This window comes from Sphaerisporangium rhizosphaerae, assembly GCF_042665155.1.
GTDB classification, from domain to species: domain Bacteria; phylum Actinomycetota; class Actinomycetes; order Streptosporangiales; family Streptosporangiaceae; genus Sphaerisporangium; species Sphaerisporangium rhizosphaerae.
In genome coordinates this window covers 348778-373652 of record NZ_JBHTCG010000006.1, presented here as the reverse complement: position 1 = coordinate 373652, position 24875 = coordinate 348778, and the positions used below count along the sequence as shown (strand labels likewise).

Genomic DNA, 24875 nt, shown 5'->3' with positions numbered 1-24875 from the left:
GACCAGTCGTGATCATCGTCTCGACCGCGACCCGGCTCGTCGGATCGCCCTTGAGCATGGCGTCGAGGATGGCGTCGCTGATCTGGTCGGCGATCTTGTCCGGGTGACCCTCGGTGACCGACTCGGAAGTGAACAGGCGGCGGGACAACTCAGTGGCTCCTCATGCAGCGGCTGCTGACGTCGTTGGCTTGGGCGTGAGACGGCCGAAGCGCTCCGCCGAGTGTAGCCCTACCTGAAGCGGCGCCGCTCTACCGTCCTGGCATGTGGGCGTGGCCGACGCCGTTCACAGGTCGGGCAGCGGATCCTTCGGGAGGTCTCCCGGGGAGAACGCCTCGGCGTCCGCCGCCGCGACGACCGCGACGTATTCATCGTCGACCTCGAAAACCGTACCACCCAACTCGATCGTGGGACCGGCAGCGAATCGCACGGGGCCGAGGCGCGTCTGGCGCGGGTAGGTCGCCCACACCGCGGCGGGCTCGTACCTGCTGAACACCTTGGTGGCTAGCACGGTGATCGAACGGCCCGTCACCACGACCATGTAGTTGGCCACGCCGCCCGAGCGCACCAAAGTGACGGGGAAGACATAGTGAATGTCCTCGCCCGGCGGCAGCAGAGCGCGACAGCGTCCCCTGATGGCGGCGGTCACCGGCATGTCAAGACCTCCCGGTCCGGCATCCATCTGGAGTATCCGCCGGGAATCGCCCGCCATCAAGCGCCTTCGTCCCGGTTTGCGGTCACGGTCAGAGATCTGTGGCTCCGAAGCGCCCGCATCGCCGCCCCGGCGAAGCCCGCGATCAGCTCAGACGGGGGACGACCAGGTCCCAGACGACGTCCGCCAGGACCTCCTTGGGAGCGCGAGGCACCTCGACGGGCTCGCCATCGGCCACCAGGACGACCGCCGCGTTGTCGGGGGTGCCGAAGGCCAGCCCCTCCCCCACCTGGTTGACCACCAGCAGGTCGCAGCCCTTGCGGGCGAGCTTGGCGCGGCCGTTGGCCAGCACGTCGTCGGTCTCCGCGGCGAAGCCGGCGATCACCTCGGGAGCGGGCTCGCCGCCCTGCCTGCGCCGCTCGCACAGCTCGGCCAGGATGTCGGGGTTCTCGGTCAGCCGGATCGGCTCGGGCCCCGCGGAGGTCTTCTTGATCTTGGATCCGCTGCGCTCGGCGGGACGGAAGTCGGCCACGGCCGCCGCCATGACCACCGCGTCGGCGCGGGCGGCCGCCTCGAACACCGCCGCGCGCAGTTCCAGAGCGGACTCGACGCGCAGGACGGTGACCCCCGCCGGGTCGGGCAGGGCCACGTTCGCCGCGACCAGCGTCACCTCGGCCCCGCGCGCCACCGCCGTGCGGGCCAGGGCGTACCCCTGCAGGCCGGAGGAGCGGTTGCCGATGTAGCGGACCGGGTCGATGGCCTCGCGGGTGCCGCCGGCGGAGATCACCACGCGGCGGCCGGCGAGGTCGCGCTCGCGCCCCGCCAGGACGAGCCGGCAGGCCTCGAAGATCTGCTCGGGGTCGGGAAGACGGCCGGGCCCGGTGTCGGCGCCGGTCAGCCGGCCCACCGCCGGCTCGATGACCAGCGAGCCGCGCTCGCGCAGCGTCGCGACGTTGGCCCGGGTGGCGGGGTGCTCCCACATCTCGGTATGCATGGCGGGCGCGAAGACCACCGGACATCGCGCGGTGAGCAGCGTGTTGGTGAGCAGGTCGCCGGCCAGGCCATGGGCCGCCCTGGCCAGGATGTCGGCGGTCGCCGGGGCGACCACCACCAGATCGGCGCCCTGGCCGATGCGGACGTGCGGCACCTCGTGGACCGACTCCCACACCTCGCTGGTGACGGGGTTGCCGGACAGGGCCGCCCACGTGGGCTCGCCGACGAAGCGCAGCGCGTCGCGCGTGGGGACGACCCGGACGTCGTGCCCCGACTCGGTGAACAGCCGCAGCAGCTCGCACGCCTTGTACGCGGCGATGCCCGCGCCGACGCCGAGAACGACTCTCGGCCTGGCGCGGTCGTGGCTGGCCATCGTGGTCTCCGGGGCGGAGTGCTGTCGGGCTCGGGGTCGCCTCGGGAAGGTCTCAGCCCTCGATGGGCTCGGAGCTCAGCAGCCCCTCGGAGATCTCGCGCAGCGCGATGGACAGCGGCTTCTCCTGGGCGTGGGTCTCCACCAGGGGGCCGACGTACTCCAGCAGGCCCTCGCCGAGCTGGGAGTAGTAGGCGTTGATCTGGCGCGCCCGCTTCGCGCCCATGATGACCAGGCTGTACTTGCTGTCGACGACCTCAAGCAGCTGGTCGATCGGCGGGTTGGTGATGCCTTCGGCAACCGGGGCAGTGCCTGCCACGTCGTCGGCCTCTCAGTCGAAATTGGACTCGTATTCGAGTCTGCGGTCTTGGCCTCGGAGGATACCAGGCGGGAACGGCGGGGCCGACTCGCTCAGGCCGGGCCGATCGTCACTTCAGCAAGGCTACCAGCCGGCCGCACACATCCTTGACCGCCGTGTTGACCAGCGACAGGTCGAACTCCTTCTCGGCGGCCAGCTCGACGCGGCCCGCCGCCAGGCGGCGCTCGATGACGTCCTCGGGCTCGGTGCCGCGGCCGCGCAGGCGGCTCTCCAGCTCTTCCCAGCTCGGCGGGGCCAGGAAGACCAGCAGCGCCTCCGGCATCGACTCGCGCACCTGCCGCGCGCCCTGGAGGTCGATCTCCAGCAGCGTCGGCACGCCCTCGGCGAGCTTGCGCTCGACGGGCACGCGGGGCGTCCCGTACCGGTTGCCGGCGAACTCCGCCCATTCGAGCAGTTCGCCGCCGGCCACCATGCGGTCGAACTCGGCGCCGTCGACGAAGTAGTACTCGACGCCGTGGGTCTCACCGGGCCGGGGAGACCTGGTGGTCACCGAGACCGACAGCCACACCTCGGGGTGGGACCGCCGAAGCTCGGCGACGACCGTGGACTTGCCGACGCCCGACGGGCCGGACAGGACCGTGAGGCGCTTGCCCGTCGGTCCGGAGGAGACCATCGTCGCCTCCGGACTCCCGGATGGAGGCATGGAGTCACCGTCACGTGTCCCGTACCCCCCGAAAACGGGAGCCTTGTGGGCTCCGCCCTCTTCGGGCCAGGACGTACCGGTCACTACCACACCCCCGTAAATCATGTTCCGCGGACCGAGATCAGCTCTCGGCACCGCCGAACTCACGCTCCAGAGCGGCGCGCTGGTTGGCGCCGAGGCCCCGTACACGACGGGACTCGGCGATACCGAGCCGCTCCATGAGCTGCTTGGCGCGGACCTTGCCCACGCCGGGGAGCGACTCCAAAAGTGCCGACACCTTCATCTTGCCGATGACGTCGTCGGTCTGACCATCCTTCAGCACCTCAGCCAGAGAAACCGCGCCGTGCTTCAGCCGGTTCTTGACCTCGGCACGCTCCTTGCGGGCCTTGGCAGCCTTCTCCAGGGCTGCGGCGCGCTGCTCGGGGGTCAGGGGAGGAAGAGCCACGCCGGGTCACCTCGAATTTCTGTCGATGTACTCGGACGGGAGGGGAAACTAGCTGGTCTTGGGCTCGCAAGCAACGTCAAGGCCAGTTTCTCCCCACAAGAAATTCATTTCATCACCCAGCGTGTTCGCCTCATTGCTGTGCGTCGACAAAACCGGCCTGTACTGGCCCCTCGCGGGCTAGTCCTCCCACGCGGCGGGAAACCCAGCGGGCTAGTCCATTCGGCACCACAAAGATCATCCTTTCCGCCCCTCCCCCACCCCCCGAACCCACTGCGAGCGACTCCACCAGACCGCCCGAACACCCCACTCAGCCCGCCTCAGAGAGCCCCACAAGCCCGCCGAGCACAGCGAGTCCACCGACCCGAGACAACACCCGCCTCAAGGTCACCCAGGCCCCGTCAAACCATCCCAACGACTCGGCCACAAGACCCGCTCGGGGCGCGGCGGTGTCCTGAGGAGGAGAGAGCGAGTGCGAGGAACGAGCGCTCGCGAACGACGACGAAGGACGCCGCCTCAAAGGCGCCCCGAGCCCGCCGAGCGGAGCGAGGCAAAAAACACAGCTCAACCCGAGAGGACGCGCCGGAGGGCCGCGGCGATGCCGGCGGCGGCGGCGCCGGGGTCGGGCGAGCCGGTGATGGGCCGTCCGATCACCAGCAGGTCGGCCCCGTCGGCGATGGCCTGCTCGGGGGTGGCTACCCTGGCCTGGTCCTGGGTGTCGGAACCGGCGGGCCGCACGCCCGGGGTGATGAGCGTGATGCCGGGCCCGACCTCCGCGCGGACGGCGGCCACCTCGCGCGGGGAGCACACGAGGGCCTGGGCGCCCGCTCCGACGGCCTCTACGGCCAGACGGCGCACGGCGTCGCTCGCCGGGCCCCTGACCCCCAGGCGCACCAGATCGGCCTCTGACAGCGATGTCAGGGCCGTCACGGCGGCGATGACGGTGTTGGGGAGGGCGTCGACGGCGGCGCGGATCATGGTGCCGCCTCCGGCCGCGTGGACGGTGAGGATGTGCGGCTTGAGGCGCGTGACGGCCTTGGCCGCTCCGGCGACGGTGTTCGGGATGTCGTGGAGCTTCAGGTCCAGGAAGATCTGGACGCCGGAGGCGCCGCGCACGGAGGCGATCACGTCGGGTCCGTAGCGCAGGTAGAGTTCGAGGCCGACCTTCACGGTGCTCACGTGCGGCGTCACCAGGGCCGCCCAGCGGGCCGCCGTCTCCAGATCAGGTGCGTCCAGGGCGACGGCGATGGGTGCGGACGTCAAAGTGAGCTCTCCTCCAGGTCGATACGGTGCCGGGGTCCTGCCCCGGGCGGTCGGTGCGCGAGGCCGACGGCGTCGGCGAGGCGCTCGAAGCCGCGCTCCTTGAGCAGGTCTTCCAGCTCCCGCAGAATCCGCAGGCAAGCGTAGGGGTCGTGGAACAGTGCGGTGCCCACCGAGACGACGCAGGCGCCGGCCAGGATGAGCTCCAGGGCGTCCCTGCCGGTCATGACGCCGCCCATGCCGACGATGGGCACGCCGGGCAGCGCGGCGTGCACCTGCCACAGGCAGCGCACGGCCAGCGGCCGGATGGCGGGCCCCGAGAGCCCTCCGGTGCCGGCGGCGAGCGAGGGGCGCATGGTGTCGACGTCGATGCTCATGCCGAGCGGGGTGTTGATCATGGCGAGGGCGTCGGCGCCGCCGTCCACGCAGGCGCGGGCGACGGCGACGATGTCGGCCACGTCCGGGGCGAGCTTGGCCACGACGGGGACGTCGTAGCGCATGGTGGCGCGCACCGAGGCGAGCACCTCGGCGGAGGCTGCGGGGTCGCGGGCGAAGACCCGGCCGAGGTCCTCGACGTTGGGGCACGACAGGTTGACCTCGACGGCGGCCACGCCGGGCGCGTCGGCGAGCCTGCGCGCGAGCGCGGTGTACTCGGCGATGCTGCCGCCGGCGATGGACACCACGGCCCTGGCCCCGCGCTCGACCAGCCGGGGAAGCTCGCGTTCGAGGAAGACCTCCACGCCGGGCCCCTGGAGCCCCACGGCGTTCAGCATGCCGGAGGGCGTCTCGGCCATGCGGGGGGTGGGCCGCCCGGCCCTGGGCGCCATGGTGATCGAGCGGGTGACCACCGCGCCGAGGCGGGCGAGGTCGAAGAACTGGGAGAGCTCGGCGCCGGAAGCGGCGCACCCGGCGGCCGTGGTGATCGGGTTGGCCAGTTCGACGTGCGCCAGGTACGTCCGCATGTCAACTGACATTTCGGGTGTGGGCACCTCCCTCCTGGGCTCGTCCCCCGGGGGCTCCGAGGGCGTCGAACGGGATTGTGCCGATGTCCTCGAACCGCACGCGCTCGCCGCGGAAGACCGGGCCCTCGACGCACGACCGCACCATGCGGGTCACCCCGTCCTCCCCGATGACCGGGATCACGCACGTCATGCAGACGCCGTACCCGCAGGCCATCGCCTCCTCCACGCTGACCTGCACGGGAATGTCGAACTCGACCGCGACGGCGGTCACCCCGCGCAGCATGGCCATCGGCCCGCTGGCGTACACCACGTCGGCCCGCGCGTCGGCGATCACCGAGGGCAGCGCGTCGGTGACCCTGCCGCGCAGCCCCAGAGAGCCGTCTTCGGTGGTGAGCGTCGTGGTCTCCCCCATGCGCCGGGCGCGCAGCGCGCCGAACACCCGGTCGGCCGAGGCGGCGCCGAGCACGAAGTCGACCCGGCAGCCGCGCTGCTGCAGGGTGTCGGCCAGCGCGAACAGCGACGCCGAGCCGTACTCTCCGCCGACCAGCACGCACGCGCACGGGTCGCGCGGCACGGGGAAGGGCCGGCCGAGCGGCCCGACCAGGTCCAGGGTGTCCCTGGCCTTGCGCTCGGCCAGCCACGCGGTGCCCCGCCCGCGCACGGCGAACACCAGCTCGACGGTGCCGCCGTAGTCGGGCTTGACGTCGTGCACGGAGAAGGCCCGGCGCGTCGGCATGGAGGTGTGCGGGCCGCCGACGGCCACGGAGACGAAGTGCCCGGGACGGAAGCGCTCGGCGATGCCCGGCGCGACGACGGTCAGGGCGTGGTAGGCGTCCACGCGGCGCGTCGTCAGCACCGTGCCGGTCACCTGCACCGGAGTAACGGCCGTCTCCTCCACCTCCCGCCGGGCGTCAGCCCCTCAGCCGCTGGGCGTGCTCCTGGAGCGACCGTACGCCCACCGACCCGGCGGCGATCGCCTGGATGCCTTGGACGGCCGCGCCGAGCCCCTGCACGGTGGTGACGCACGGGATGCCCCGCAGGACGGCCGCCGTGCGGATGTCGTAGCCGTCCAGGCGCGGCCCCGACTGCCCGGGGCTGCCGAAGGGGGTGTTCACGATGAGGTCCACCTCGCCGTCCAGGATGCGGGTCACGATGGTGGGCTCACCGTCCGTGCCGACGCCGTCGCTCTGCTTTCGCACGATCTTGGCATGGACGCCGTTGCGGCGCAGCACCTCGGCCGTGCCCTCTGTGGCCAGGATCTCGAACCCCAGGTCGGCCAGGGCCTTCACCGGGAAGATCATCGCCCGCTTGTCGCGGTTGGCGACCGAGACGAACGCCCGCCCCTTGGTCGGCAGCGACCCGTAGGAGGCCGACTGCGACTTGGCGTAGGCGGTGCCGAACACCTCGTCGATGCCCATGACCTCGCCCGTGGAGCGCATCTCGGGCCCGAGGATGATGTCGACGCCGTGGAAGCGGTTGAAGGGCAGCACGGCCTCCTTGACCGCGATGGGGGCGTCCAGCGGGAGCGTCCCGCCGTCGCCCTCGGCGGGCAGCATGCCCTGGCCGCGCAGCGCGGCGATGGTCTCGCCCATCATCACCCGCGCGGCGGCCTTGGCCAGCGGCACGGCGGTCGCCTTGGACACGAACGGCACCGTGCGGCTCGCCCGCGGGTTGGCCTCAAGGACGTACAGGATGTTGGCCGACATGGCGTACTGGACGTTCAGCAGCCCGCGCACGCCCACGCCGCGCGCGATGGCCTCGGTGGCGGCGCGGATGCGCTTGATGTCGAACCCGCCCAGGGTGATCGGCGGCAGCGCGCACGCCGAGTCGCCGGAGTGGATGCCGGCCTCCTCGATGTGCTCCATGACGCCGCCCAGGTAGAGCTCCTCGCCGTCGAACAGGGCGTCCACGTCGATCTCGATGGCCTCGTCGAGGAACTTGTCGACCAGCACCGGGTGGTCGCTGGCGGCGCCGGCCCGCTCCATGTACGCGCTCAGGGTGGCCTCGTCGTAGACGATGGCCATGCCCGCGCCGCCCAGGACGTAGGACGGGCGCACCAGGACGGGGTAGCCGATCTCGCCGGCGATCGCCCGCGCCTCCTCGACGGTGACCGCGGTGCCGTGCTTGGGCGCGGGCAGGCCCGCCTCGGCCAGCACCCGCCCGAACGCCCCGCGCTCCTCGGCCAGGTGGATGGACTCGGGGCTGGTGCCGACGACCGGCACCCCGGCGTCCTTGAGCGCCTGCGCCAGCCCGAGCGGGGTCTGCCCGCCGAGCTGGACGATCACCCCGGCGACCGGGCCGGCCTGCTGCTCGGCGTGCACGACCTCAAGGACGTCCTCCAGCGTGAGCGGCTCGAAGTACAGCCGGTCGGAGGTGTCGTAGTCGGTCGAGACGGTCTCGGGGTTGCAGTTGACCATCACGGTCTCGTACCCCGCCTTCGACAGCTCGAACGAGGCGTGGACGCAGGCGTAGTCGAACTCGATGCCCTGGCCGATGCGGTTCGGGCCGCTGCCCAGGATGATGACCTTGGGCCGGTCGCCGCCGGGGACCTCGTTCTCCTCGTCGTAGGTCGAGTAGAGGTAGGGGGTCTTGGCGGCGAACTCGGCGGCGCAGGTGTCGACGGTGTTGTACACCGGCCGCACGCCGAGGCCGTGGCGCAGCGCGCGCACCTCGGGCTCGGCCATGCCGCGGATCTCGGCGATCTGCGCGTCGCTGAAGCCGTGCCGCTTGGCGCGGGTGAGGGCGGCGGCGGTCGGCTCGCCGCGGCCGAGCTCGCGGGCCTCCTCGTCGATGAGGTAGAGCTGGTCCAGGAACCACGGGTCGACGCTGGTGGCCTCGTACAGCTCCGCAAGGGTCGCCCCGGCCCTGATCGCCTGCTGCATGGTGCGCAGCCGCCCGTCGTGCGGCTTGCGGCAGGCGGCGAGCAGTTCGTCCTTGTCTCCGGGGTCGCCCGTCCAGGAGAAGGACGAGTTCTTCTTCTCCAGCGACCTGAGGGCCTTCTGGAGCGCCTCGGGGAAGGACCGGCCGATGGCCATGGCCTCGCCGACCGACTTCATGTGGGTGGTGAGGGTCTGGTCGGCCCCGGCGAACTTCTCGAAGGCGAAGCGCGGCACCTTGACCACGACGTAGTCCAGGGAGGGCTCGAAGGAGGCCGGCGTCTCGCGGGTGATGTCGTTCGGAATCTGGTCCAGGGTGTAGCCGACGGCGAGCTTGGCGGCGATCTTGGCGATCGGGAAGCCGGTCGCCTTGGAGGCCAGGGCGCTGGACCGCGACACGCGCGGGTTCATCTCGATGACGATCATGCGCCCGGTGCGCGGGTCCACGGCGAACTGGATGTTGCAGCCGCCGGTGTCGACGCCGACCTCGCGGATCACCGCGATGGCGACGTCGCGCATGTTCTGGTACTCGCGGTCGGTGAGGGTCATGGCCGGGGCCACCGTGACGCTGTCGCCGGTGTGCACGCCCATCGGGTCGATGTTCTCGATGGAGCACACGATGACGACGTTGTCGGCCCGGTCGCGCATGACCTCCAGCTCGTACTCCTTCCAGCCGAGGATGGACTCCTCGAGGAGCACCTCGGTGGTCGGCGAGGCGTCCAGGCCGGCGCCGGCGATGCGGCGCAGGTCGGCCTCGTCGTAGGCGAACCCCGAGCCGGCGCCGCCCATGGTGAAGCTCGGCCGCACCACGACGGGGTAGCCGAGCCCGGCCGCGGCGTCCAGGCACTCCTGCAGGGTGTGGCAGATCGCCGAGCGCGCCGACTCGGCGTTCAGGCCGTGCTCGGCGGCGACCCTGGCGACGATCTGCTTGAACAGCTCGCGGTTCTCCCCGGCCTGGATGGCGTCGATGTCGGCGCCGATGAGCTCGACGTCGTAGCGTTCGAGCACCCCGGCCTCGTGCAGCGCGACGGCCGTGTTGAGCGCGGTCTGCCCGCCCAGGGTGGGCAGCAGCGCGTCGGGGCGCTCCTTGGCGATGATCTGCTCGACGATCTCGGGGGTGATCGGCTCGACGTAGGTGGCGTCGGCGAACTCGGGATCGGTCATGATCGTCGCGGGGTTGCTGTTGACGAGGATCACCCGGTAGCCCTCGGCCCGCAGCACCCGGCACGCCTGGGTGCCCGAGTAGTCGAACTCGCAGGCCTGCCCGATCACGATGGGGCCGGAGCCGATCACCATGATCGACGAGATGTCGGTGCGCTTAGACACGCGTGCCACCCTCCTTGGTGCCCGGGCGCGCCATCAGGGCGCAGAACTCGTCGAACAGGCCGGCGGCGTCGTGCGGGCCCGCCGCGGCCTCGGGGTGGTACTGGACGCTGAAGGCCGGGTAGTCGAGCAGGCGCAGCCCTTCCACACAGCCGTCGTTGAGGTTCACATGGCTGACCTCGGCGCGGCCGTAGGGGGTCTCGAACGGCCCGTCGAGGGGCGCCTGGACGGCGAAGCCGTGGTTGTGCGCCGAGATGTCCACCTTGCCGGTGCGGCGGTCCTGGACGGGCTGGTTGACGCCCCGATGCCCGTACCGCAGCTTGTAGGTGCCGAGGCCCAGGGCGCGGCCGAGGATCTGGTTGCCGAAGCAGATGCCGAACACCGGCCGGCCGGCCTCCATGACGCCGGTGAGCGCCTCGACGGCGTAGCCGGCCGTCTCGGGGTCGCCCGGCCCGTTGGACAGGAAGACGCCGTCGGGGTCCAGGGCGAGGATGTCGGCGGCCGTGGCGCTCGCCGGGAGCACGTGGACCTCGCACCCGCGCTCGGCCATGCGGTGGGGGGTCATCGCCTTGATGCCGAGGTCGACCGCGGCCACCGTGAACCGCTTGGCGCCGTGGGCGGGCACGACGTACGGCTCGGCGGTGGAGACCTCCTTGGCCAGGTCGGCGCCCACCATCGAGGGGCTGCCCTTGACCCGCTCGACCAGCTCCTCCACGGGCGCCGATGGCGCGGTGAACACCCCGGCGCGCATGGCGCCGCGCTCGCGCAGGTGGCGGGTGAGCGCGCGCGTGCCCGGCATGGCGATGCCGACGACGCCCTGCCGGCGCAGCTCTTCGTCCAGCGAGCGCTTGGAGCGCCAGTTGGAGGCGACGCGCGCCGGCTCGCGCACGACGTACCCGGCGACCCAGACGCGGGAGGACTCGGGGTCCTCGTCGTTGACGCCGGTGTTGCCGATGTGCGGGGCGGTCATCGCCACGATCTGCCGGTGGTAGGAGGGGTCGGTGAGGGTCTCCTGGTAGCCGGTCATGCCGGTGGAGAACACCATCTCGCCGAATGTCTCCCCCTCGGCGCCGTACGGCGTGCCGTGGAAGACCCGGCCGTCCTCCAGCACGAGGACGGCCGTGCCGGTGGTCGCGAGCGTCACGTGAGCTTCCCTTCGAGAACGGTGGGGCGGCCGCGCAGGAACGTGGCGACCACCCGCCCCGGCAGGGTCATGCCCTGGTAGGGGGTGTTGCGGCTCTTGGAGGCGAACCCGCCCGGGTCCACGGCCCAGCGGACCGACGGGTCGAACAGGGTGAGGTTGGCGGGCGTGCCGGGCCTGAGCGGTCCGCCCTGGCCGTCCAGCCGCCCGATGCGGGCGGGCCGCGCGGACATGCGGTCGGCGACGCCCGCCCAGTCGAGCAGGCCGGTCTCGACCATGGCCTCCTGGACCACCGACAGGGCGGTCTCCAGGCCGATCATGCCCATGGCCGCGGCCGGCCACTCGGTCTCCTTGTCCTCGACCGGGTGGGGGGCGTGGTCGGTGGCCACGCAGTCGATGGTGCCGTCGGCGAGCGCCTCGCGCAGCGCCTCCACGTCGGCCCTGGTGCGCAGCGGCGGGTTGACCTTGTAGATCGGGTTGTAGGCGCCGTTGGGCGAGTCCTCGGCGCAGACGTCGGTGAGCAGCAGGTGGTGCGGGGTGACCTCGGCGGTGACGTCCCAGCCCTTGGACTTCGCCCAGCGGATGATCTCCACAGACCCGGCCGTCGAGACGTGGCAGATGTGCAGCCGGGAGCCGACGTGCGCGGCCAGCAGGCAGTCGCGGGCGATGATGGCCTCCTCGGCGACCGCCGGCCAGCCGGTCAGGCCGAGGCGCCCCGAGATCGCGCCCTCGTTCATCTGCGCGCCCTCGGTGAGGCGCGGCTCCTGGGCGTGCTGGGCCACCACCCCGTCGAACGCCTTGACGTACTCGAGGGCCCGGCGCATCAGGACGGCGTCGGAGACGCACACCCCGTCGTCGGAGAAGACCCGCACCCTGGCCGCGCTGTCGGCCATCGCGCCGAGCTCGGCGAGCTGCTTGCCGGCCAGGCCCGAGGTGACCGCGCCGACCGGCTGGACGTCGCAGTGCCCGGCCTCCTGGCCGAGCCGGTAGACCTGCTCGACCACGCCGGCGGTGTCGGCGACCGGGGAGGTGTTGGCCATCGCGTGGACCGCGGTGTACCCGCCGAGCGCCGCGGCGGCGGTGCCGGACTCGACGGTCTCGGCGTCCTCGCGGCCCGGCTCGCGAAGGTGGGTGTGCAGGTCGACCAGGCCGGGCAGCGCGATCAGCCCGCCGGCGTCGAGATGCCCCGCGCCGGGGGCGTCCACCTCGCCGGGAGCACCGACGGCGGCGATGTAGCCGTCTTTGAGCAGGATGTCCTTCGGCTCGCCTCCGAGGACGCGGGCCCCCTTGAGAAGGTAGGTCACTGGTTTCCCCCGATCGCGGGCTCCGAGCCGGACAGAAGCAGGTACAGGACGGCCATGCGCACGGTCACGCCGTTGGTGACCTGCTCGACGATGGTGGAGCGCGCGGAGTCGGCGACCTCGGCGGCGATCTCCATGCCGCGGTTCATCGGCCCGGGGTGCATGACGATCGCGCCGTCGGGCATGCGGCCGAGGCGCTCGGGGTCCAGGCCGTAACGGCGGCTGTACTCGCGGGCCGAGGGAAAGTAGGAGGCGTTCATCCGCTCGTGCTGAACGCGCAGCATCATGACCGCGTCGGACTTGGGCAGCACCGCGTCGAAGTCGTAGGAGACCTCGCACGGCCACTCGCCCATCGCCACCGGCAGCAGCGTCGGCGGCGCGACCAGCGTCACCTCGGCGCCCAGGGTGTGCAGCAGGTGGACGTTGGAGCGGGCGACCCGGCTGTGCAGCACGTCGCCGACGATGGTGACCCGTCGCCCGTCCAGGTCGCCGAGGCGCCTGCGCATCGTGAAGGCGTCCAGCAGGGCCTGGGTCGGGTGCTCGTGTGTGCCGTCGCCGGCGTTGACCACGCTGCCGTCGACCCAGTTGGCCAGGCGGTGCGGGGCGCCCGAGGCGCCGTGGCGCACGACCACGGCGTCGGCGCCCATCGCCTGCAGGGTGAGCGCGGTGTCCTTCAGGCTCTCGCCCTTGGACACGCTGGACCCCTTCGCCGAGAAGTTGATCACGTCGGCGGACAGGCGCTTGGCGGCGGCCTCGAAGGAGATGCGGGTGCGGGTGGAGTCCTCGAAGAAGAGGTTCACCACCGTGCGGCCGCGCAGGGTCGGCAGCTTCTTGATCGAGCGGCCGGAGACCTGCGCGAGCTGCTCGGCGGTGTCGAGGATCAGCAGGGCGTCGTCGCGCGACAGGTCGGCGGTGGACAGCAGGTGGCGCATCATCGCCGGCCTCCTCTCGGGCAAGGGCGCGAGACCGGGACAGGGGTGGGGCGGCGCCTCATCGCTGGCCCCCTCTCAGCAGGACCGCGTCGCGCTGGTCGATCTCGGCCAGGCACACCCGGACGGTCTCGGCGCGGGAGGTGGGGAGGTTCTTGCCGACGTGGTCGGCGCGGATGGGCAGCTCGCGGTGGCCGCGGTCGACCAGCACCGCGAGGCGGACGGCCGTCGGGCGGCCGAGGTCGTTGAGCGCGTCCAGCGCGGCCCGCACGGTGCGGCCGGAGAACAGCACGTCGTCGACCAGGACCACGATGCGGCCGTCGACGCCCTCCTTGGGCAGGTCGGTGCGGCCGAGGGCGCGCGCGGGGCGCAGGCGCAGGTCGTCGCGGTACATGGTCACGTCGAGCGAGCCCGCCGCGACCGGGCGTCCCTCGACCTGCTCGATGCGGTCGGCGAGCCGGCGCGCCAGGAGGGTGCCCCTGGTCGGGATGCCGAGCAGCAGGAGATCGTCGGGGCCTTTGGCGCGCTCGAGGATCTCGTGGGCGATGCGGGTGAGGGCCCGGTTGATGTCGGGGGCCTCCAGGACGGCGCGCTCGCCGTCGACCGGACGGCCACCGCCGGGCGCAGGATCCCCGTCGACCCGGGGATCGTCGTCGCGCGCCTGATTTCGGGCGGCGTTCATGAGGGTCACCACCTTTCCCGCCTCACAGGACGGGTCTTAAAGGACTTGGCGTGCCCCACGTTAGCAGCCCCCCGCCGGACGCTCGGAACGGGTGTCCACCTTCACGAGCTGGGCGGATACCCTCGAGGCCGGACGGCGCGGCCTTACCACCGCCCGGCCGGCCGGGCCGGCGATCCCTGCCTCCGGCCGGCCGGACGCATGCCCCGGGCGGGCGGATGCGGCGGGGGTGGCGCTTGGGACCGAGCGGAGGAGGGCCGAACCGGACAGGATTCGGCATCTTTTTTCCAATCAGCTTGACCAATCACGTCCACACCTTTACCGTCACTGTGCGTAACCACACCTCGCGACGTTCTCGGGTAAACCACGACGTGTCGGTCACCGATGGTGCCTCCCCGGGTGCCACCCGATCGCCGTTGCATTCGTCGCAAGGCGCACAATAAGTGAGAACGTTCATAGAAAGCCGGGGGGCCAAACGATGCCGTCTGACTACGCCAAGTCGCTGGGCGCGAGGCTGCGCGCCATCCGCACCCAGCAGGGGCTATCACTGCATGGAGTCGAAGAGAAGTCTCGAGGCAGGTGGAAGGCCGTCGTCGTGGGCTCCTACGAGCGGGGTGACCGCGCCGTCACGGTGCAGAAGCTCGCCGAATTGGCCGACTTCTACGGCGTCCCGGTCTCCGAGTTGCTCCCGGGCGGTTCCGCGCCGAGCCCGCTCGGCCCCACGCCGAAGCTTGTGATCGACCTTGAGCGGCTGGCGCAGTTGCCCAAGGAGAAGGCCGGGGCGCTCGCCCGCTACGCGGCCACCATCCAGAGCCAGCGTGGCGACTACAACGGCAAGGTGCTGTCCATCCGCCAGGAGGACCTGCGCTCCCTCGCGGTCATCTACGACAAGTCCCCCACCGAGCTCACCGAGGAGCTCATCACGTGGGGCGTGCTGGACGCCGAGGCACGCCGCGCGGTCGAGTCCTTCTGACCCTGCGGCCGAGGCCGCCATACGGCGGCGCCCCGCGACCGCCGTGCGCCGAAGAGCCCGCGAGAGAGCATTCCGCTCCTCGCGGGCTCTTCGCGTCTCCACGGGCCCTTCACCCTGCACGGGCCCTTCACCCTGCGCGGGCCCTTCACCCGGCACGGGCCCTTCGCACTGGCCCTTCGCGCTGGACGGGCCTTTCGCCCTGCGCGGGCCCTTCGCCTCGCGGGCCGTCGGGGACGCCGTCCTGACGGGGCGCGATGTGGGGTCTCCCACATTCGCCGCCGCTTAATTGTCATCTCGCATGCCAAATTGTTAGCGTCGTGGCGTGCGACTGACGAAGTTCACCGATCTCGCCCTGCGGGTCACCATGCGCCTGGCGGTCGTGGAGCCGGGGGCCACCCTCACCACCGCGCAGGTGGCCGAGGCGATGGCGATCCCTTACACCCACACCGCCAAGGCCATCTCGCGCCTGCGGCATCTCGGGGTCGTGGACGCGCGACGGGGTCGCGGCGGCGGCCTGGAACTGACCGCGTTCGGGCGGTCCGCGTCGCTGGGATGGCTGGTCCGCGAGCTGGAGGGCGAGGAGGAGGTCGTGGCGTGCGAGGGTGACCTCCCTTGCCCGCTACGGGCCGCCTGCCGGCTGCGCGGCGCCCTCCGCGACGCGCAGCGCGCGTTCTACGCCTCTCTCGACGCGCTGACCATAGGCGACCTGGTGACCTCGCCGACCGGGCCGGTCCTGCTGTCGCTCACCTGAAGCCGGCCGCCCGCGGCGCCCGTCATGGCTGCGGTTAAATACGAAGATCAAATACCAATTAACTCTCCAGGAGGACTCGTGCTCTCCCTTGAATCGGCCGCGCACGTCCGTGCCACCCTGCCCGCGATCGGCGCCGCCATCGGCGACATCGCGGCGCGCTTCTACGACACGATGTTCGCCGACAACCCCGAGCTGCTGCGCGACCTGTTCAACCGGGGCAACCAGGCGAACGGCGAGCAGCGCGCCGCCCTGGCCGGGGCGCTGGCCGGCTACGCCGCCTCGCTGGTCGGCTCCGGCGCCGCCCCGGACGCCATGCTCGCCCGCATCGCCAACAAGCACGCGTCACTGGGCGTCACCGCCGACCAGTACGTCCTGGTGCACAAGTACCTCTTCGCCGCCATCGGCGACATCCTCGGCGAGGCGATCACGCCCGAGGTCGCGGCGGCCTGGGACGAGGTGTACTGGCTCATGGCCGGCACGCTCATCGCCCTGGAAGCGGTCCTCTACCGCGAGTCGGGCGAGGGGTGGCTGGAGGCGACGGTGATCGACCGGCGCCGCGAGACCCCGGAGGTCGTGTCCTTCACGCTGCGGCCGAAGGTCGCCAGGTCGTTCCGGCCGGGGCAGTACATCAGCGTCGCCGTCCCCCTTCCCGACGGGGCCCGGCAGATCCGGCAGTACAGCCTCTCGCGCGCGCCGGAGCGGGGCGACTGGCGCATCACCGTCAAGCGGGCGCGCGGCGACGGCGCCCCGGACGGCGAGGTCTCCGCCCTGCTCCACTCCGGCGTGCGGGCCGGAGACGTCCTGTCGGTCTCTGCGCCGTTCGGCGACCTCACCCTGCCGCACGGGGACGGCCCGCTGCTGCTGGCCTCGGCCGGAATCGGGATCACGCCCATGCTTTCCATGCTCGACCATCTCGCGGCCACCGGGTCGCGCCGCCGGGTCCTGGTGGCGCACGCCGACCGCACCCCGGCCCACCACGCCCACCGCGCGGAGCTGCTGGACCTGGTCGCCGCCCTGCCCGGCGCGACTCTGCACCGCTGGTACGAGCAGGAGTGCGGCTGTGCCCGGGACGACCGCACCGGCCATGCCGGTTATGCCGACCATGCCGGTTATGCCGACCAGCCGGCCACCGCCCCCACAGGACGCACGACCGCCCAGGGCACCGCCGCGCGTGCGGGAGGCGCCGCCGGGTCCGCGGCGGCGCCGGCGATGATCGGCCGGGTGGCTCTCACCGGCGTCGACCTGCCGGAGGGCGTGGTCGCCTGCCTGTGCGGGCCGATGCCGTTCATGCGGGAAGCGCGCTCGCAGTTGCTCGCGCGCGGAGTGCCGGCCTCCGACATCCACTACGAGGTCTTCGGGCCCGATCTGTGGCTGCCCCGCCCCTGAGTCAGGCGCGCAGCGAGCGGCGCACGGACGCCGGGGACGACTCCCCGCACCACGCGGCCAGGGCGGCGCGCAGCCCCACCGCCCGGGCGCCGGGGTGCACCTTGTCGGCGGCCCACGCGATGTACCCGTCCGGTCGCACCAGCATCGCCGGACGCCTCCGCTCCTCGGGGGCGACGCGGTCCACCCGCCCGCCGGGCCGGACGGCCACGGACGCCGGGTCGTCCGGCGAGACGATCAGGACGAACCGCCCTCCCCGCAACGCCTCGTACAGCCGCCCGGGCTCACCTGCCAGCGGGATGTCCGGCGCCCGCCGCCCGGCCGGCCTAGGGACGCCCTCCGGGGGCGGGTAGGCGATGGCCAGGCCGGAGATGGCCATGGCCAGCCGGTCGTTGACCGGCCGCACGCCGCGAAGGACGGCCGGCAGGACCGCCCGGATCGCCCGGGTACGGCGACTGGAGCCCAGGGCCAGGCTCAGCAGGGCGCCGCTGAACCGCAGGACCGCCCGCCCGACCGGGCGGCGCTCGGCGTCGTAGCCGTCGAGCAGCGTGGGCGAGGCCCATCCCTGCACCTCGGCCGCGAGCCGCCACGCCAGGTTCACCGCGTCCTGAAGGCCGGTGTTCATGCCCTGCCCGCCCGCCGGGGAGTGCACGTGCGCGGCGTCGCCCGCCAGCAGCACCCGGCCCACGCGGTAGCTCGGCACCTGCCGCTCGTCGCTGTGGAAGCGCGACAGCCAGCGCGCGTCGCCCATGCCGAAATCGCGGCCCGTGGCGCGGCGGACGACATCCGCCACCTCCGCGAGGGTCACCGGCGCGTCGCTCGGGGGTTGCCGCCGGTCCCAGGCGATGACCCGGTACCACCCGTCCCCGTAGGAGGCGATGAAGGAGAAGCCCTCCTCGGTGGCGTGCAGCGCCAGCGGCCACGGCGGCGGCTCGGCCAGGCGGACGTCCGCCAGCATCACCGACCGGACGGCCGACCGCCCGGGGAAGGGCAGGCCGACCGCCTGCCGGACCGTGCTGCGCACACCGTCGGCGCCGACGGCGAAGCGGGCCCGCCACGTGCGCACGGCGCCGTCGGCGCGCGTGTCGACCAGCACGCCCTGATCGTCCTGGCGCACCCCGACGACCTCGGCCCCGCGCACGATCTCGGCGCCGAGGCCGACGGCGCGGTCCTCCAGCACGTTCTCGGTGTTGTACTGCGGGGTGGACACCGCGAACGGGAACCGCGAGGGCAGGCGGGACAGATCGAGACCCGGATCGTCGAACAGCCGCATTCTGCGGATCACCACGCCCCCGGCGATGAGCTCGTCGGCGACGCCGCGGGCGTCGAGCTGTTCCAGGGAGCGGGCGTGCAGGACGAACGCCCGGGAGAGGTTCGAGCCGTGGGCCCCGCGTTCGAGGACCGTGCAGCCGACGCCTCTCGCGCACAGGTCACCGGCCAGCAGCAGCCCGGTCGGACCCGCGCCCACGACCACGACATCAGTGTCGAAAGGGCACCATCAGCGCCTCCAGGCGAATGCGTGGGGGGCGTTCGTGGCTCACCGCCCGGCCGGACGGCCACACGGGCGGCCAATTTCGACTGTACCCATCCCGCCCGGACCACCGCACAGGCGCCCACCCGCGCCCGTACCCGCCAGGAGCCGCCCGGCTCTCACCGGATCCGGGACGCGGCCGTCCGGCGATGTGGGGCACCCGGTCTCCCGCCGGGCACGGGGGCGGTCAGCCTGCCAAGGGGGCCTTCACGGGGAGGGCGGACTGGCCGGGGAGGCCCAGGATGTCTTCGACGACGCCGACGAAGGTGTCGGCCTCGGTGATCAGTTCGTCGGCGTCGCGCGCCGACACCACGCGGACCATGCCGGCCTCGGCGGCCGCCCGCTTGCGGGCGCTCTCGGCGAAGTACGCCGCCCAGCGGGCGAGCCTGGGCTCGGCCTCGGGCAGCAGCTCCCACGCGCTGCGCAGCCGGCGCCTGCGGCCGTCCATCGGCCGGGGCAGCGCCGCGAGGATCGCGGCCGCCGCGCGCAGCGCCGCGAGATGGGCCGAGACGTAACGCTCGGCGGGAGTGCGGGCCGCCGCGGCGTCCGCAAGGCAGGAATGCGCGTCGGTGAGGTGCGCGCGCACCGTCTGTGAAACCCGGGGACCTTCTCCGGACTCTCGAGTCATGCCACCCTCCTCGGGGTCATGGCTCCGGCGGTGACCGCCGGTGATAACACGGTCGCAGACGCCACCGACAATTCCGGTGGTCCGCTGGTCATGGTCACGGACGCTCGCTTCCTCGCTCCCTCGCCGTGGCACGCCGGACGTGCCGCGGGTGCCGCGCTTCCTGTGCCGGCCCTCCGCTCGTGATCGCCCGACGTTCCGGTGCTCGGACGGCCCCCACCGGCCTGGCGTGCCGGCGGCCGTCCGCCCGGCCGCGGCGCCTCCCCTGGGTGCCGCCGCCGATGTGGTGATGTCGGCGCCCCATGGACGTGGCGCCCGCTCGGGCCGGACGAGGAGCTTCCCCTCTCCCCGTCCGGCCGTTTCGGTTCGCGTGGAGGGGCCGCCGCGGACGGCACCTCCAGCCGGTTGGTGGGGGTGGGCCGCGAGTCCCACCCCCACTGTGTCGAACATAAATTCGATGACGCGCTATGTCAAGCATCTCACGAACACAAGTTCGATCATGTGGTCAACCAGCGGTTCGAACACGAGGCCGGAGCCGACGGCGCTCCGACCGTGCCCCGGTCCGGCGGCCCCCACGACGCGGGCCCTGTGGTGATCGCGGAAACGGCCCCCCTTCAGCCGGAACCCGGGTCCGACATGGTCGCGGCCCGGTCGAGGCGGTCGCGGACCTCGCGCAGCACCGGGACCAGCTCCGGCGGATCCAGCACCTCGAATTCGAACCCCTTCACCGCCACGTGCACCGCCAGCTCGCGCAGCGAGTTCGATCCCGCCGTGAACAGGCAGGTGCGCGCGTCCACGGCCTCCAGCCGTCCAGCGCCGGGCGACGTGCGCGGCGCCACCGCCTCCAGCGGGGCGTGGAAGAGGACGCGGGCATGGTAGGTGTACGGCGCCGAGGTGATGGCGTGCCGGACGTAGGCGGCCGCGTCCTCCTCGGGCGGCGTGCGCGGCATGAACCGCGCCCCCGGCGGCCCGAGCGGCTCCTCGATCCGGTCGACCCGGAAGGTACGCCAGTCCCCCTTGGCCACGTCCCACGCGACCAGGTACCACCGGCGCGGGGTGTGGACCAGCCGGTGCGGCTCGACCTCGCGCGCGGTGACGCCCTCGCGCCCCCGGTAGCGCAGCCGCACCCCGCGCCGGTCGCGGCACGCGGCGGCGATCGCGGTCAGCAGGTCGGCGCCGACCTCCGGACCGGCCGCCCCGGGCAGCGCCACGGTCGCCGCGCGGAACGCCTCCACCCGGTGCCGCAGCCGGGAGGGGAGGAGCTGCTGGAGCTTGACCAGCGCCCGCACCGCGGCCTCCTCCAGGCCGGCGACGCTGCCCGTCGCGACCGTACGCAGGCTGATCGCCACCGCCACGGCCTCCTCGTCGTCGAGCAGCAGCGGCGGCAACGCGGCCCCCACCCCGAGCCGGTACCCGCCGGCCACCCCCGGGGTGGCGTCCACCGGATAGCCCAGCTCACGCAGCCGTTCGACGTCGCGCCGCACGGTCCGCAGGCCGACTTCCAGCCGGCCGGCGAGTTCGGCGCCGGTCCAGTCCGTACGCGCCTGCAGGAGCGACAGCAGGCGCAGCAGCCGCGCGGAGGTTTCCAACATGGGCACCATTGTGGCCACCATTGGTGCCTGAACCTGACACCAATGGCCAATACCGTGACCGGCATGACGAACGAGATCCAGCCTTACCGCGTCCAGATCCCGCAGGCCGACCTCGACGACCTGCACGAACGGTTGCGCCGTACCCGCTGGGCGCCCGAACTGCCCGGAACCGGATGGGAGCGCGGCGTGCCGACCCGCTACCTGCGGGAGCTCGCCACCTACTGGGCCGACGGCTTCGACTGGCGCGCCCAGGAGGCGGTGCTCAACGCGTACCCGCAGTTCACCACCACCGTGGACGGCGCGCAGGTGCACTTCCTGCACGTACGCTCCCCCGAGCCCGACGCCACCCCGCTCCTGCTGCTGCACGGCTGGCCCGGCTCGGTCGTCGAGTTCCTCGACCTCATCGGCCCGCTCACCGACCCCGCGGCCCACGGCGGCGAGGCCGCAGACGCCTTCCACCTGGTGATCCCGTCGCTGCCGGGGTACGGCTTCTCCGGCACGCTGCCCGGCACCGGCTGGACGGACGGCCGCACCGCCGCGGCGCTGGCGGAGCTGATGTCCAGGCTCGGCTACGACCGGTACGGCGTGCAGGGCGGCGACGTCAGCGCGTTCATCGCCCCGCTGGTGGGACGTGCCGCGCCGGACAGCGTCATCGGCGTGCACGTCAACGGCCTGCTCACGTTCCCCGGCGGCGATCCGGCGATCATGGGTTCGCTGACCGAGGCCGAACGCGCGCGGCTGGCCGGGATGAAGGACTGGCAGGCGAAGCTGGGCGCGTACATGCAGGTCCAGGGCACCCGCCCGCAGACGGTCGCGGCCGCGCTACACGACTCCCCCGCCGGTCAGCTCGCCTGGATCGTGGAGAAGTTCAAGGACTGGACGGACCCGGCCGCCGAGCTCCCCGAGGACGCGGTGGACCGGGACCGCATCCTCACCGACGTGAGCATCTACTGGTTCACCGGCACCGCGGGCTCGGCGGCGCACACCTACTACGAGCGGTTCAACGACTTCACCATGTGGGCGCCGAAGGAGCGCGGGACGGTGCCGACCGCGGTCGCGGTGTTCCCCACGGACTTCTCGGTCCGCCCGCTGGCCGACCAGGCGCACAACGTGGTGCGCTGGTCGCAGTTCGAGCGGGGCGGCCACTTCGCGGCCCTGGAGACCCCCGACCTGGTGATCACCGACCTCCGGGCGTTCTTCCGGAGCCTGGGCTGACCGGACGGGCGTTCAGCGCTGGAAGCGGCCCCTGACGTGGACGGGGACGCCGGCGCCGAGCAGGCCGGGGAGGATCTGGGCGACGTGCATCGGCAGGCGCACGCACCCATGGGAGGCCGGGTAGAGCGGGACCGACAGCGCGCCGTGCAGGGCGATGCCGCCGTTGAAGAAGATCGGGTTGTAGAGCTGCCCGAGGTAGGACGTGTGCCACCCGGAAGCGCGCCAGGTGGTCTTGAAGTCCCCCGTGGGGGTGCGGGCGCTGCCGCAGAACCGCTGCGTCTTGCCCTGCCAGGTGGCCGTCTCGCAGTAGGGGATGCCGCTGCCGGAGGAGACGTGGGTGATCAGCCGCACCTGGCCGCCGCGGTACAGGACGGCGACCTGCCGGGTGAGGTCGATCTCCACGCGGTCGGGCTTGCCGTTCGGGATCAGCACGCGGGGCGCCCGGGGGCTTTCCAGCGCCCGCCAGGTGCGGGCGGTGATCGTGCTGGTGGGCTTGATGCCCTGGACCTTCTGGAAGGCCCACACCGCGGACTGGGTGGTGCCGCCGTACCTGGCGTCGATCTTGCCGGGGACGTAGCCGAGCTCGCCCAGGCGGTTCTGCAGTTCCTTGACCGCGGCGCCCTTGGCGCCGAGCCTCAGCGTGCGGTGGGGCGCCGCGAAGGCCCTGACCGCGCCGGCGGCACCCGCGCGGACCACGCCGGTGACGCCCGGCACCGCGCCCGTGACCGCGCCGGGGACACCGGCCTGCGTCGTCGTGGCGGTGAGCGCCGTGAGCGCCGCGCGCGGGGGTGTCGCACCGGCGGCCGCCCACGCGCCCGGCATCCCGCCGCCCGAGACCAGCACGGCGCCCGCGGTCAGCACCGCCGCGACCGTGAGCCGCCTCCCAGCCGTCATGTCAGGACTCCCCTCCGTCAGCACCACGTCCGGTTCACGGGACCCTAGCGCATCGATCATGCCCGACCCCGTACGGTCACAGAGATGTAATCGATCGCCGACGCCGGTCAACCTGTTTAGAGTGTCCGCGTGCCAGAAAAGTTGCATCCGAGCGTCACCAAGGTGACCGACGCCCTCCGCGAGGCCGGCGCCACCGGCGAGGTCGTCGTCCTGACCGATCCGGCGCCGACGGCCGCCGCGGCCGCCGCCCAGCTGGGGTGCGAGGTCGGGGCCATCGCCAACAGCCTGGTCTTCGACGCCGACGGCCAGCCCCTGCTGGTGCTCACCAGCGGCGCCCACCGGGTGGACACCGGCCTGATCGCCGGCCTGGTCGGCGCGGCGAAGGTGAAGCGCGCCACGCCCGACTTCGTGAAGGCCGCCACCGGCCAGGCGATCGGCGGGGTCGCCCCTGTGGGCCACCCCGCGCCGATCCGCACGCTGGTCGACACCTGGCTCGCCAAGCACGAGGTCGTGTGGGCCGCGGCCGGCCACGTGCACACGGTCTTCCCCACGACCTACGACGAGCTGCTGCGCATGACCGGAGGCGCGCCGACCGAGGTCGAGTGACCTCGGCGCGGCCGATCGCCGTGCTGCTAATGTGCGAGAAGTGATCGAACTGCGACACGCCGGTCCGCAGGAGTTCGCCGCCTCGCTGGACACCGTGATCGACATCTACACGGTGGCGATGCGCCCGCCGGGCGACCAGCTCTCGGGCCGGCAGAGCATCATGCGCAACCACGCGACCTACCCCGACTTCACCTGCCTGCTGGCCGAGACCACCGACGGCCGCGTCGTCGGCTTCGGGTACGGCTTCCACGGCTCGCCCGGGCAGTGGTGGCACGACGTGGTGCGCCGCGCCCTGGAGGAGCGCGAGGGGCCGGCGCGGGCCGCGGCGTGGTTCGAGAACGCGCTGGAGATCGCCGAGATCCACGTGCGCCCCGAGTACCAGGGCAAGGGCGTCGGCCGCCGGCTGGTCCACGGCCTGTGCGCGGGCCGCGGCGAGCGCACCGCGGTGATGTCCACCCACGACCAGCCCACGGCCGCGCGGCATCTCTACCGGCGGCTGGGCTTCATCGACCTGATCGGCATGTACGTCTTCCCGGGCGGCTACGAGCGGTACGCCATCGTCGGCAGCACGCTGCCGCTGCGCCCGATCACCTGACCCCGTCGCCCGGGCCAGGTCAGGTCAGGGACGGCAGACGCAGGGTGAAGCACGCGCCGCCGCGGGCGGTCTCGCGGACCTCGAGACCTCCCCGGTGGGCCACGGCGATCTCGCGCGCGATGGCCAGGCCGAGTCCTGCGCCTCCCTGGTCCCGGCCGCGGGCGCTGTCGGTGCGCCTGAACTGCTCGAAGATCCGCTCCCGGTCCGCCTCCTCGACACCCTTGCCGTCGTCGATGACCACCAGTTCGGCGTGAGCTCCGTCGTGGTGGACCTCGACCCGTACGCCGTGGGTCGCGTGCCGCTGGGCGTTGTCCAGCAGACCGTTGATGACGCGGACGATCTGGAGGGGGGCGACCCTGACGATGACGCCGGGCGTCAGCCGCGGCCGGACCGGAAGGCGATCGGACCGGCGCTGGAGGACGCGGCGGACCAGGTCGGACAGGTCGACGTCTTCGTATTGCTCGGTCCTGCCCGACCGCACGCTCGCCAGAGCCAGCAGATCGTCCACGATGGACTCCAGGCGGTCGACGCTTCTCAGCGCCCGTATGACGAGCTCGTGGAAATCGGTCTGCTCAGGATGCATGAGAGCTTCCTCGAGTTCCACTCGCAGGCCGGCCACCGGCGTCCGGAGCTCGTGCGAGGCGTCGGCGACGAACTGACGTCGCCATGCCTGCGCGGCCTGCCAGGCCGCCGTGGCGCTGAGCGGCGAGGGGTCATCAGAGGACCGGACGCCGTCCCTGGCGTGATCGGCCACGCACCTCCT

Annotated in this window: 25 protein-coding genes; 6 read left to right on the top strand and 19 right to left on the bottom strand. The window is 72.5% G+C overall.

What is annotated here, in order from left to right:
• The 14 genes from ACFQSB_RS12395 to pyrR all read right to left on the bottom strand — a co-directional run.
• The coding region (locus tag ACFQSB_RS12395; RefSeq protein WP_380826384.1) for an S-adenosylmethionine synthetase N-terminal domain-containing protein at positions 1–148 on the bottom strand (148 nt) is incomplete at its 3' end.
• 135 nt (positions 149–283) lie between these two features.
• Positions 284–652, bottom strand: a complete 369-nt coding sequence (locus ACFQSB_RS12390) for a hypothetical protein (RefSeq protein ID WP_354843190.1) — start codon at positions 650–652, stop codon at positions 284–286.
• A 142-nt stretch (positions 653–794) separates the two neighbouring features.
• Positions 795–2015, bottom strand: a complete 1221-nt coding sequence (gene coaBC, locus ACFQSB_RS12385; protein WP_380826374.1) for a bifunctional phosphopantothenoylcysteine decarboxylase/phosphopantothenate--cysteine ligase CoaBC — start codon at positions 2013–2015, stop codon at positions 795–797.
• 52 nt (positions 2016–2067) lie between these two features.
• Positions 2068–2331, bottom strand: coding sequence for a DNA-directed RNA polymerase subunit omega (gene rpoZ, locus ACFQSB_RS12380; RefSeq protein ID WP_189166350.1), 264 nt, complete (start codon positions 2329–2331; stop codon positions 2068–2070).
• Between the two features lie 109 nt (positions 2332–2440).
• Positions 2441–3034 carry a guanylate kinase gene (gene gmk / locus ACFQSB_RS12375; RefSeq protein ID WP_380826372.1) on the bottom strand — a complete coding sequence of 198 codons (594 nt, stop codon included), beginning with the start codon at positions 3032–3034 and terminating at the stop codon, positions 2441–2443.
• A gap of 121 nt (positions 3035–3155) precedes the next feature.
• The gene (gene mihF, locus ACFQSB_RS12370; protein WP_114031276.1) at positions 3156–3479 is read right to left on the bottom strand and encodes an integration host factor, actinobacterial type; all 324 of its coding nucleotides are present in this window, start codon (positions 3477–3479) and stop codon (positions 3156–3158) included.
• A 561-nt stretch (positions 3480–4040) separates the two neighbouring features.
• On the bottom strand, positions 4041–4739 hold the full coding sequence (pyrF, locus tag ACFQSB_RS12365; protein WP_354843198.1) for an orotidine-5'-phosphate decarboxylase: 699 nt from the start codon (positions 4737–4739) through the stop codon (positions 4041–4043).
• A complete protein-coding gene (locus ACFQSB_RS12360) occupies positions 4736–5710 on the bottom strand; it encodes a dihydroorotate dehydrogenase (RefSeq protein WP_354843201.1) in 975 nt (324 codons plus the stop codon). Before ACFQSB_RS12360 ends, pyrF begins: the two co-directional genes overlap by 4 nt.
• Positions 5700–6572 carry a dihydroorotate dehydrogenase electron transfer subunit gene (locus ACFQSB_RS12355; RefSeq protein WP_380826382.1) on the bottom strand — a complete coding sequence of 291 codons (873 nt, stop codon included), beginning with the start codon at positions 6570–6572 and terminating at the stop codon, positions 5700–5702. The genes ACFQSB_RS12360 and ACFQSB_RS12355 overlap by 11 nt, the downstream gene beginning before the upstream one ends.
• Positions 6573–6609: 37 nt before the next feature.
• Complete coding sequence (gene carB / locus ACFQSB_RS12350) at positions 6610–9870, bottom strand: carbamoyl-phosphate synthase large subunit (RefSeq protein WP_380826381.1); 3261 nt, start codon at positions 9868–9870, stop codon at positions 6610–6612.
• Between the two features lie 22 nt (positions 9871–9892).
• Positions 9893–11041 carry a glutamine-hydrolyzing carbamoyl-phosphate synthase small subunit gene (gene carA / locus ACFQSB_RS12345; RefSeq protein ID WP_354843207.1) on the bottom strand — a complete coding sequence of 383 codons (1149 nt, stop codon included), beginning with the start codon at positions 11039–11041 and terminating at the stop codon, positions 9893–9895.
• Positions 11038–12342, bottom strand: a complete 1305-nt coding sequence (locus ACFQSB_RS12340) for a dihydroorotase (RefSeq protein ID WP_380826370.1) — start codon at positions 12340–12342, stop codon at positions 11038–11040. Before ACFQSB_RS12340 ends, carA begins: the two co-directional genes overlap by 4 nt.
• Positions 12339–13271, bottom strand: a complete 933-nt coding sequence (locus ACFQSB_RS12335; RefSeq protein ID WP_380826380.1) for an aspartate carbamoyltransferase catalytic subunit — start codon at positions 13269–13271, stop codon at positions 12339–12341. The genes ACFQSB_RS12340 and ACFQSB_RS12335 overlap by 4 nt, the downstream gene beginning before the upstream one ends.
• 58 nt (positions 13272–13329) lie before the next feature.
• On the bottom strand, positions 13330–13950 hold the full coding sequence (gene pyrR / locus ACFQSB_RS12330; protein WP_354924967.1) for a bifunctional pyr operon transcriptional regulator/uracil phosphoribosyltransferase PyrR: 621 nt from the start codon (positions 13948–13950) through the stop codon (positions 13330–13332).
• A 475-nt stretch (positions 13951–14425) separates the two neighbouring features.
• On the opposite strand from pyrR, the gene bldD reads away from it, so the two are divergent.
• The 3 genes from bldD (at position 14426) to ACFQSB_RS12315 (ending at position 17057) form a co-directional block, all read left to right on the top strand.
• On the top strand, positions 14426–14920 hold the full coding sequence (gene bldD / locus ACFQSB_RS12325) for a transcriptional regulator BldD (RefSeq protein WP_279783368.1): 495 nt from the start codon (positions 14426–14428) through the stop codon (positions 14918–14920).
• A 322-nt stretch (positions 14921–15242) separates the two neighbouring features.
• Positions 15243–15671 (top strand): RrF2 family transcriptional regulator, encoded by a 429-nt coding sequence (locus ACFQSB_RS12320; RefSeq protein WP_380826369.1) that lies wholly within the window; start codon positions 15243–15245, stop codon positions 15669–15671.
• 78 nt (positions 15672–15749) lie between these two features.
• A complete protein-coding gene (locus ACFQSB_RS12315; protein WP_380826368.1) occupies positions 15750–17057 on the top strand; it encodes a globin domain-containing protein in 1308 nt (435 codons plus the stop codon).
• Between the two features lies 1 nt (position 17058).
• Here ACFQSB_RS12315 and ACFQSB_RS12310 read toward each other — a convergent pair whose 3' ends face one another.
• The 3 genes from ACFQSB_RS12310 to ACFQSB_RS12300 all read right to left on the bottom strand — a co-directional run bounded on the left by ACFQSB_RS12310 (position 17059) and on the right by ACFQSB_RS12300 (position 20802).
• Complete coding sequence (locus ACFQSB_RS12310; protein ID WP_380826366.1) at positions 17059–18528, bottom strand: FAD-dependent monooxygenase; 1470 nt, start codon at positions 18526–18528, stop codon at positions 17059–17061.
• A 244-nt stretch (positions 18529–18772) separates the two neighbouring features.
• Positions 18773–19213, bottom strand: coding sequence for an SAV_6107 family HEPN domain-containing protein (locus tag ACFQSB_RS12305; protein WP_354843225.1), 441 nt, complete (start codon positions 19211–19213; stop codon positions 18773–18775).
• A 611-nt stretch (positions 19214–19824) separates the two neighbouring features.
• The gene (locus ACFQSB_RS12300) at positions 19825–20802 is read right to left on the bottom strand and encodes a helix-turn-helix transcriptional regulator (protein ID WP_380826365.1); all 978 of its coding nucleotides are present in this window, start codon (positions 20800–20802) and stop codon (positions 19825–19827) included.
• A gap of 63 nt (positions 20803–20865) precedes the next feature.
• On the opposite strand from ACFQSB_RS12300, the gene ACFQSB_RS12295 reads away from it, so the two are divergent.
• A complete protein-coding gene (locus ACFQSB_RS12295; RefSeq protein WP_380826364.1) occupies positions 20866–22017 on the top strand; it encodes an epoxide hydrolase family protein in 1152 nt (383 codons plus the stop codon).
• A 12-nt stretch (positions 22018–22029) separates the two neighbouring features.
• On the opposite strand, the gene ACFQSB_RS12290 is transcribed toward ACFQSB_RS12295, so the two are convergent.
• Positions 22030–22911: a L,D-transpeptidase family protein gene (locus tag ACFQSB_RS12290; protein ID WP_380826363.1), complete on the bottom strand. Its 882-nt coding sequence runs from the start codon at positions 22909–22911 to the stop codon at positions 22030–22032.
• Positions 22912–23040: 129 nt separating this feature from the next.
• Between ACFQSB_RS12290 and ACFQSB_RS12285 the strand changes: the two genes are divergently transcribed.
• Both ACFQSB_RS12285 and ACFQSB_RS12280 read left to right on the top strand, forming a co-directional pair.
• Entirely contained in the window at positions 23041–23517 is a 477-nt protein-coding gene (locus tag ACFQSB_RS12285) for a YbaK/EbsC family protein (protein WP_380826361.1), read from the top strand.
• Positions 23518–23557: 40 nt separating this feature from the next.
• Positions 23558–24112, top strand: a complete 555-nt coding sequence (locus ACFQSB_RS12280; RefSeq protein ID WP_354843240.1) for a GNAT family N-acetyltransferase — start codon at positions 23558–23560, stop codon at positions 24110–24112.
• 19 nt (positions 24113–24131) lie between these two features.
• Here ACFQSB_RS12280 and ACFQSB_RS12275 read toward each other — a convergent pair whose 3' ends face one another.
• Positions 24132–24866, bottom strand: a complete 735-nt coding sequence (locus tag ACFQSB_RS12275; RefSeq protein ID WP_380826360.1) for a sensor histidine kinase — start codon at positions 24864–24866, stop codon at positions 24132–24134.
• Between the last annotated feature and the right edge of the window lie 9 nt (positions 24867–24875).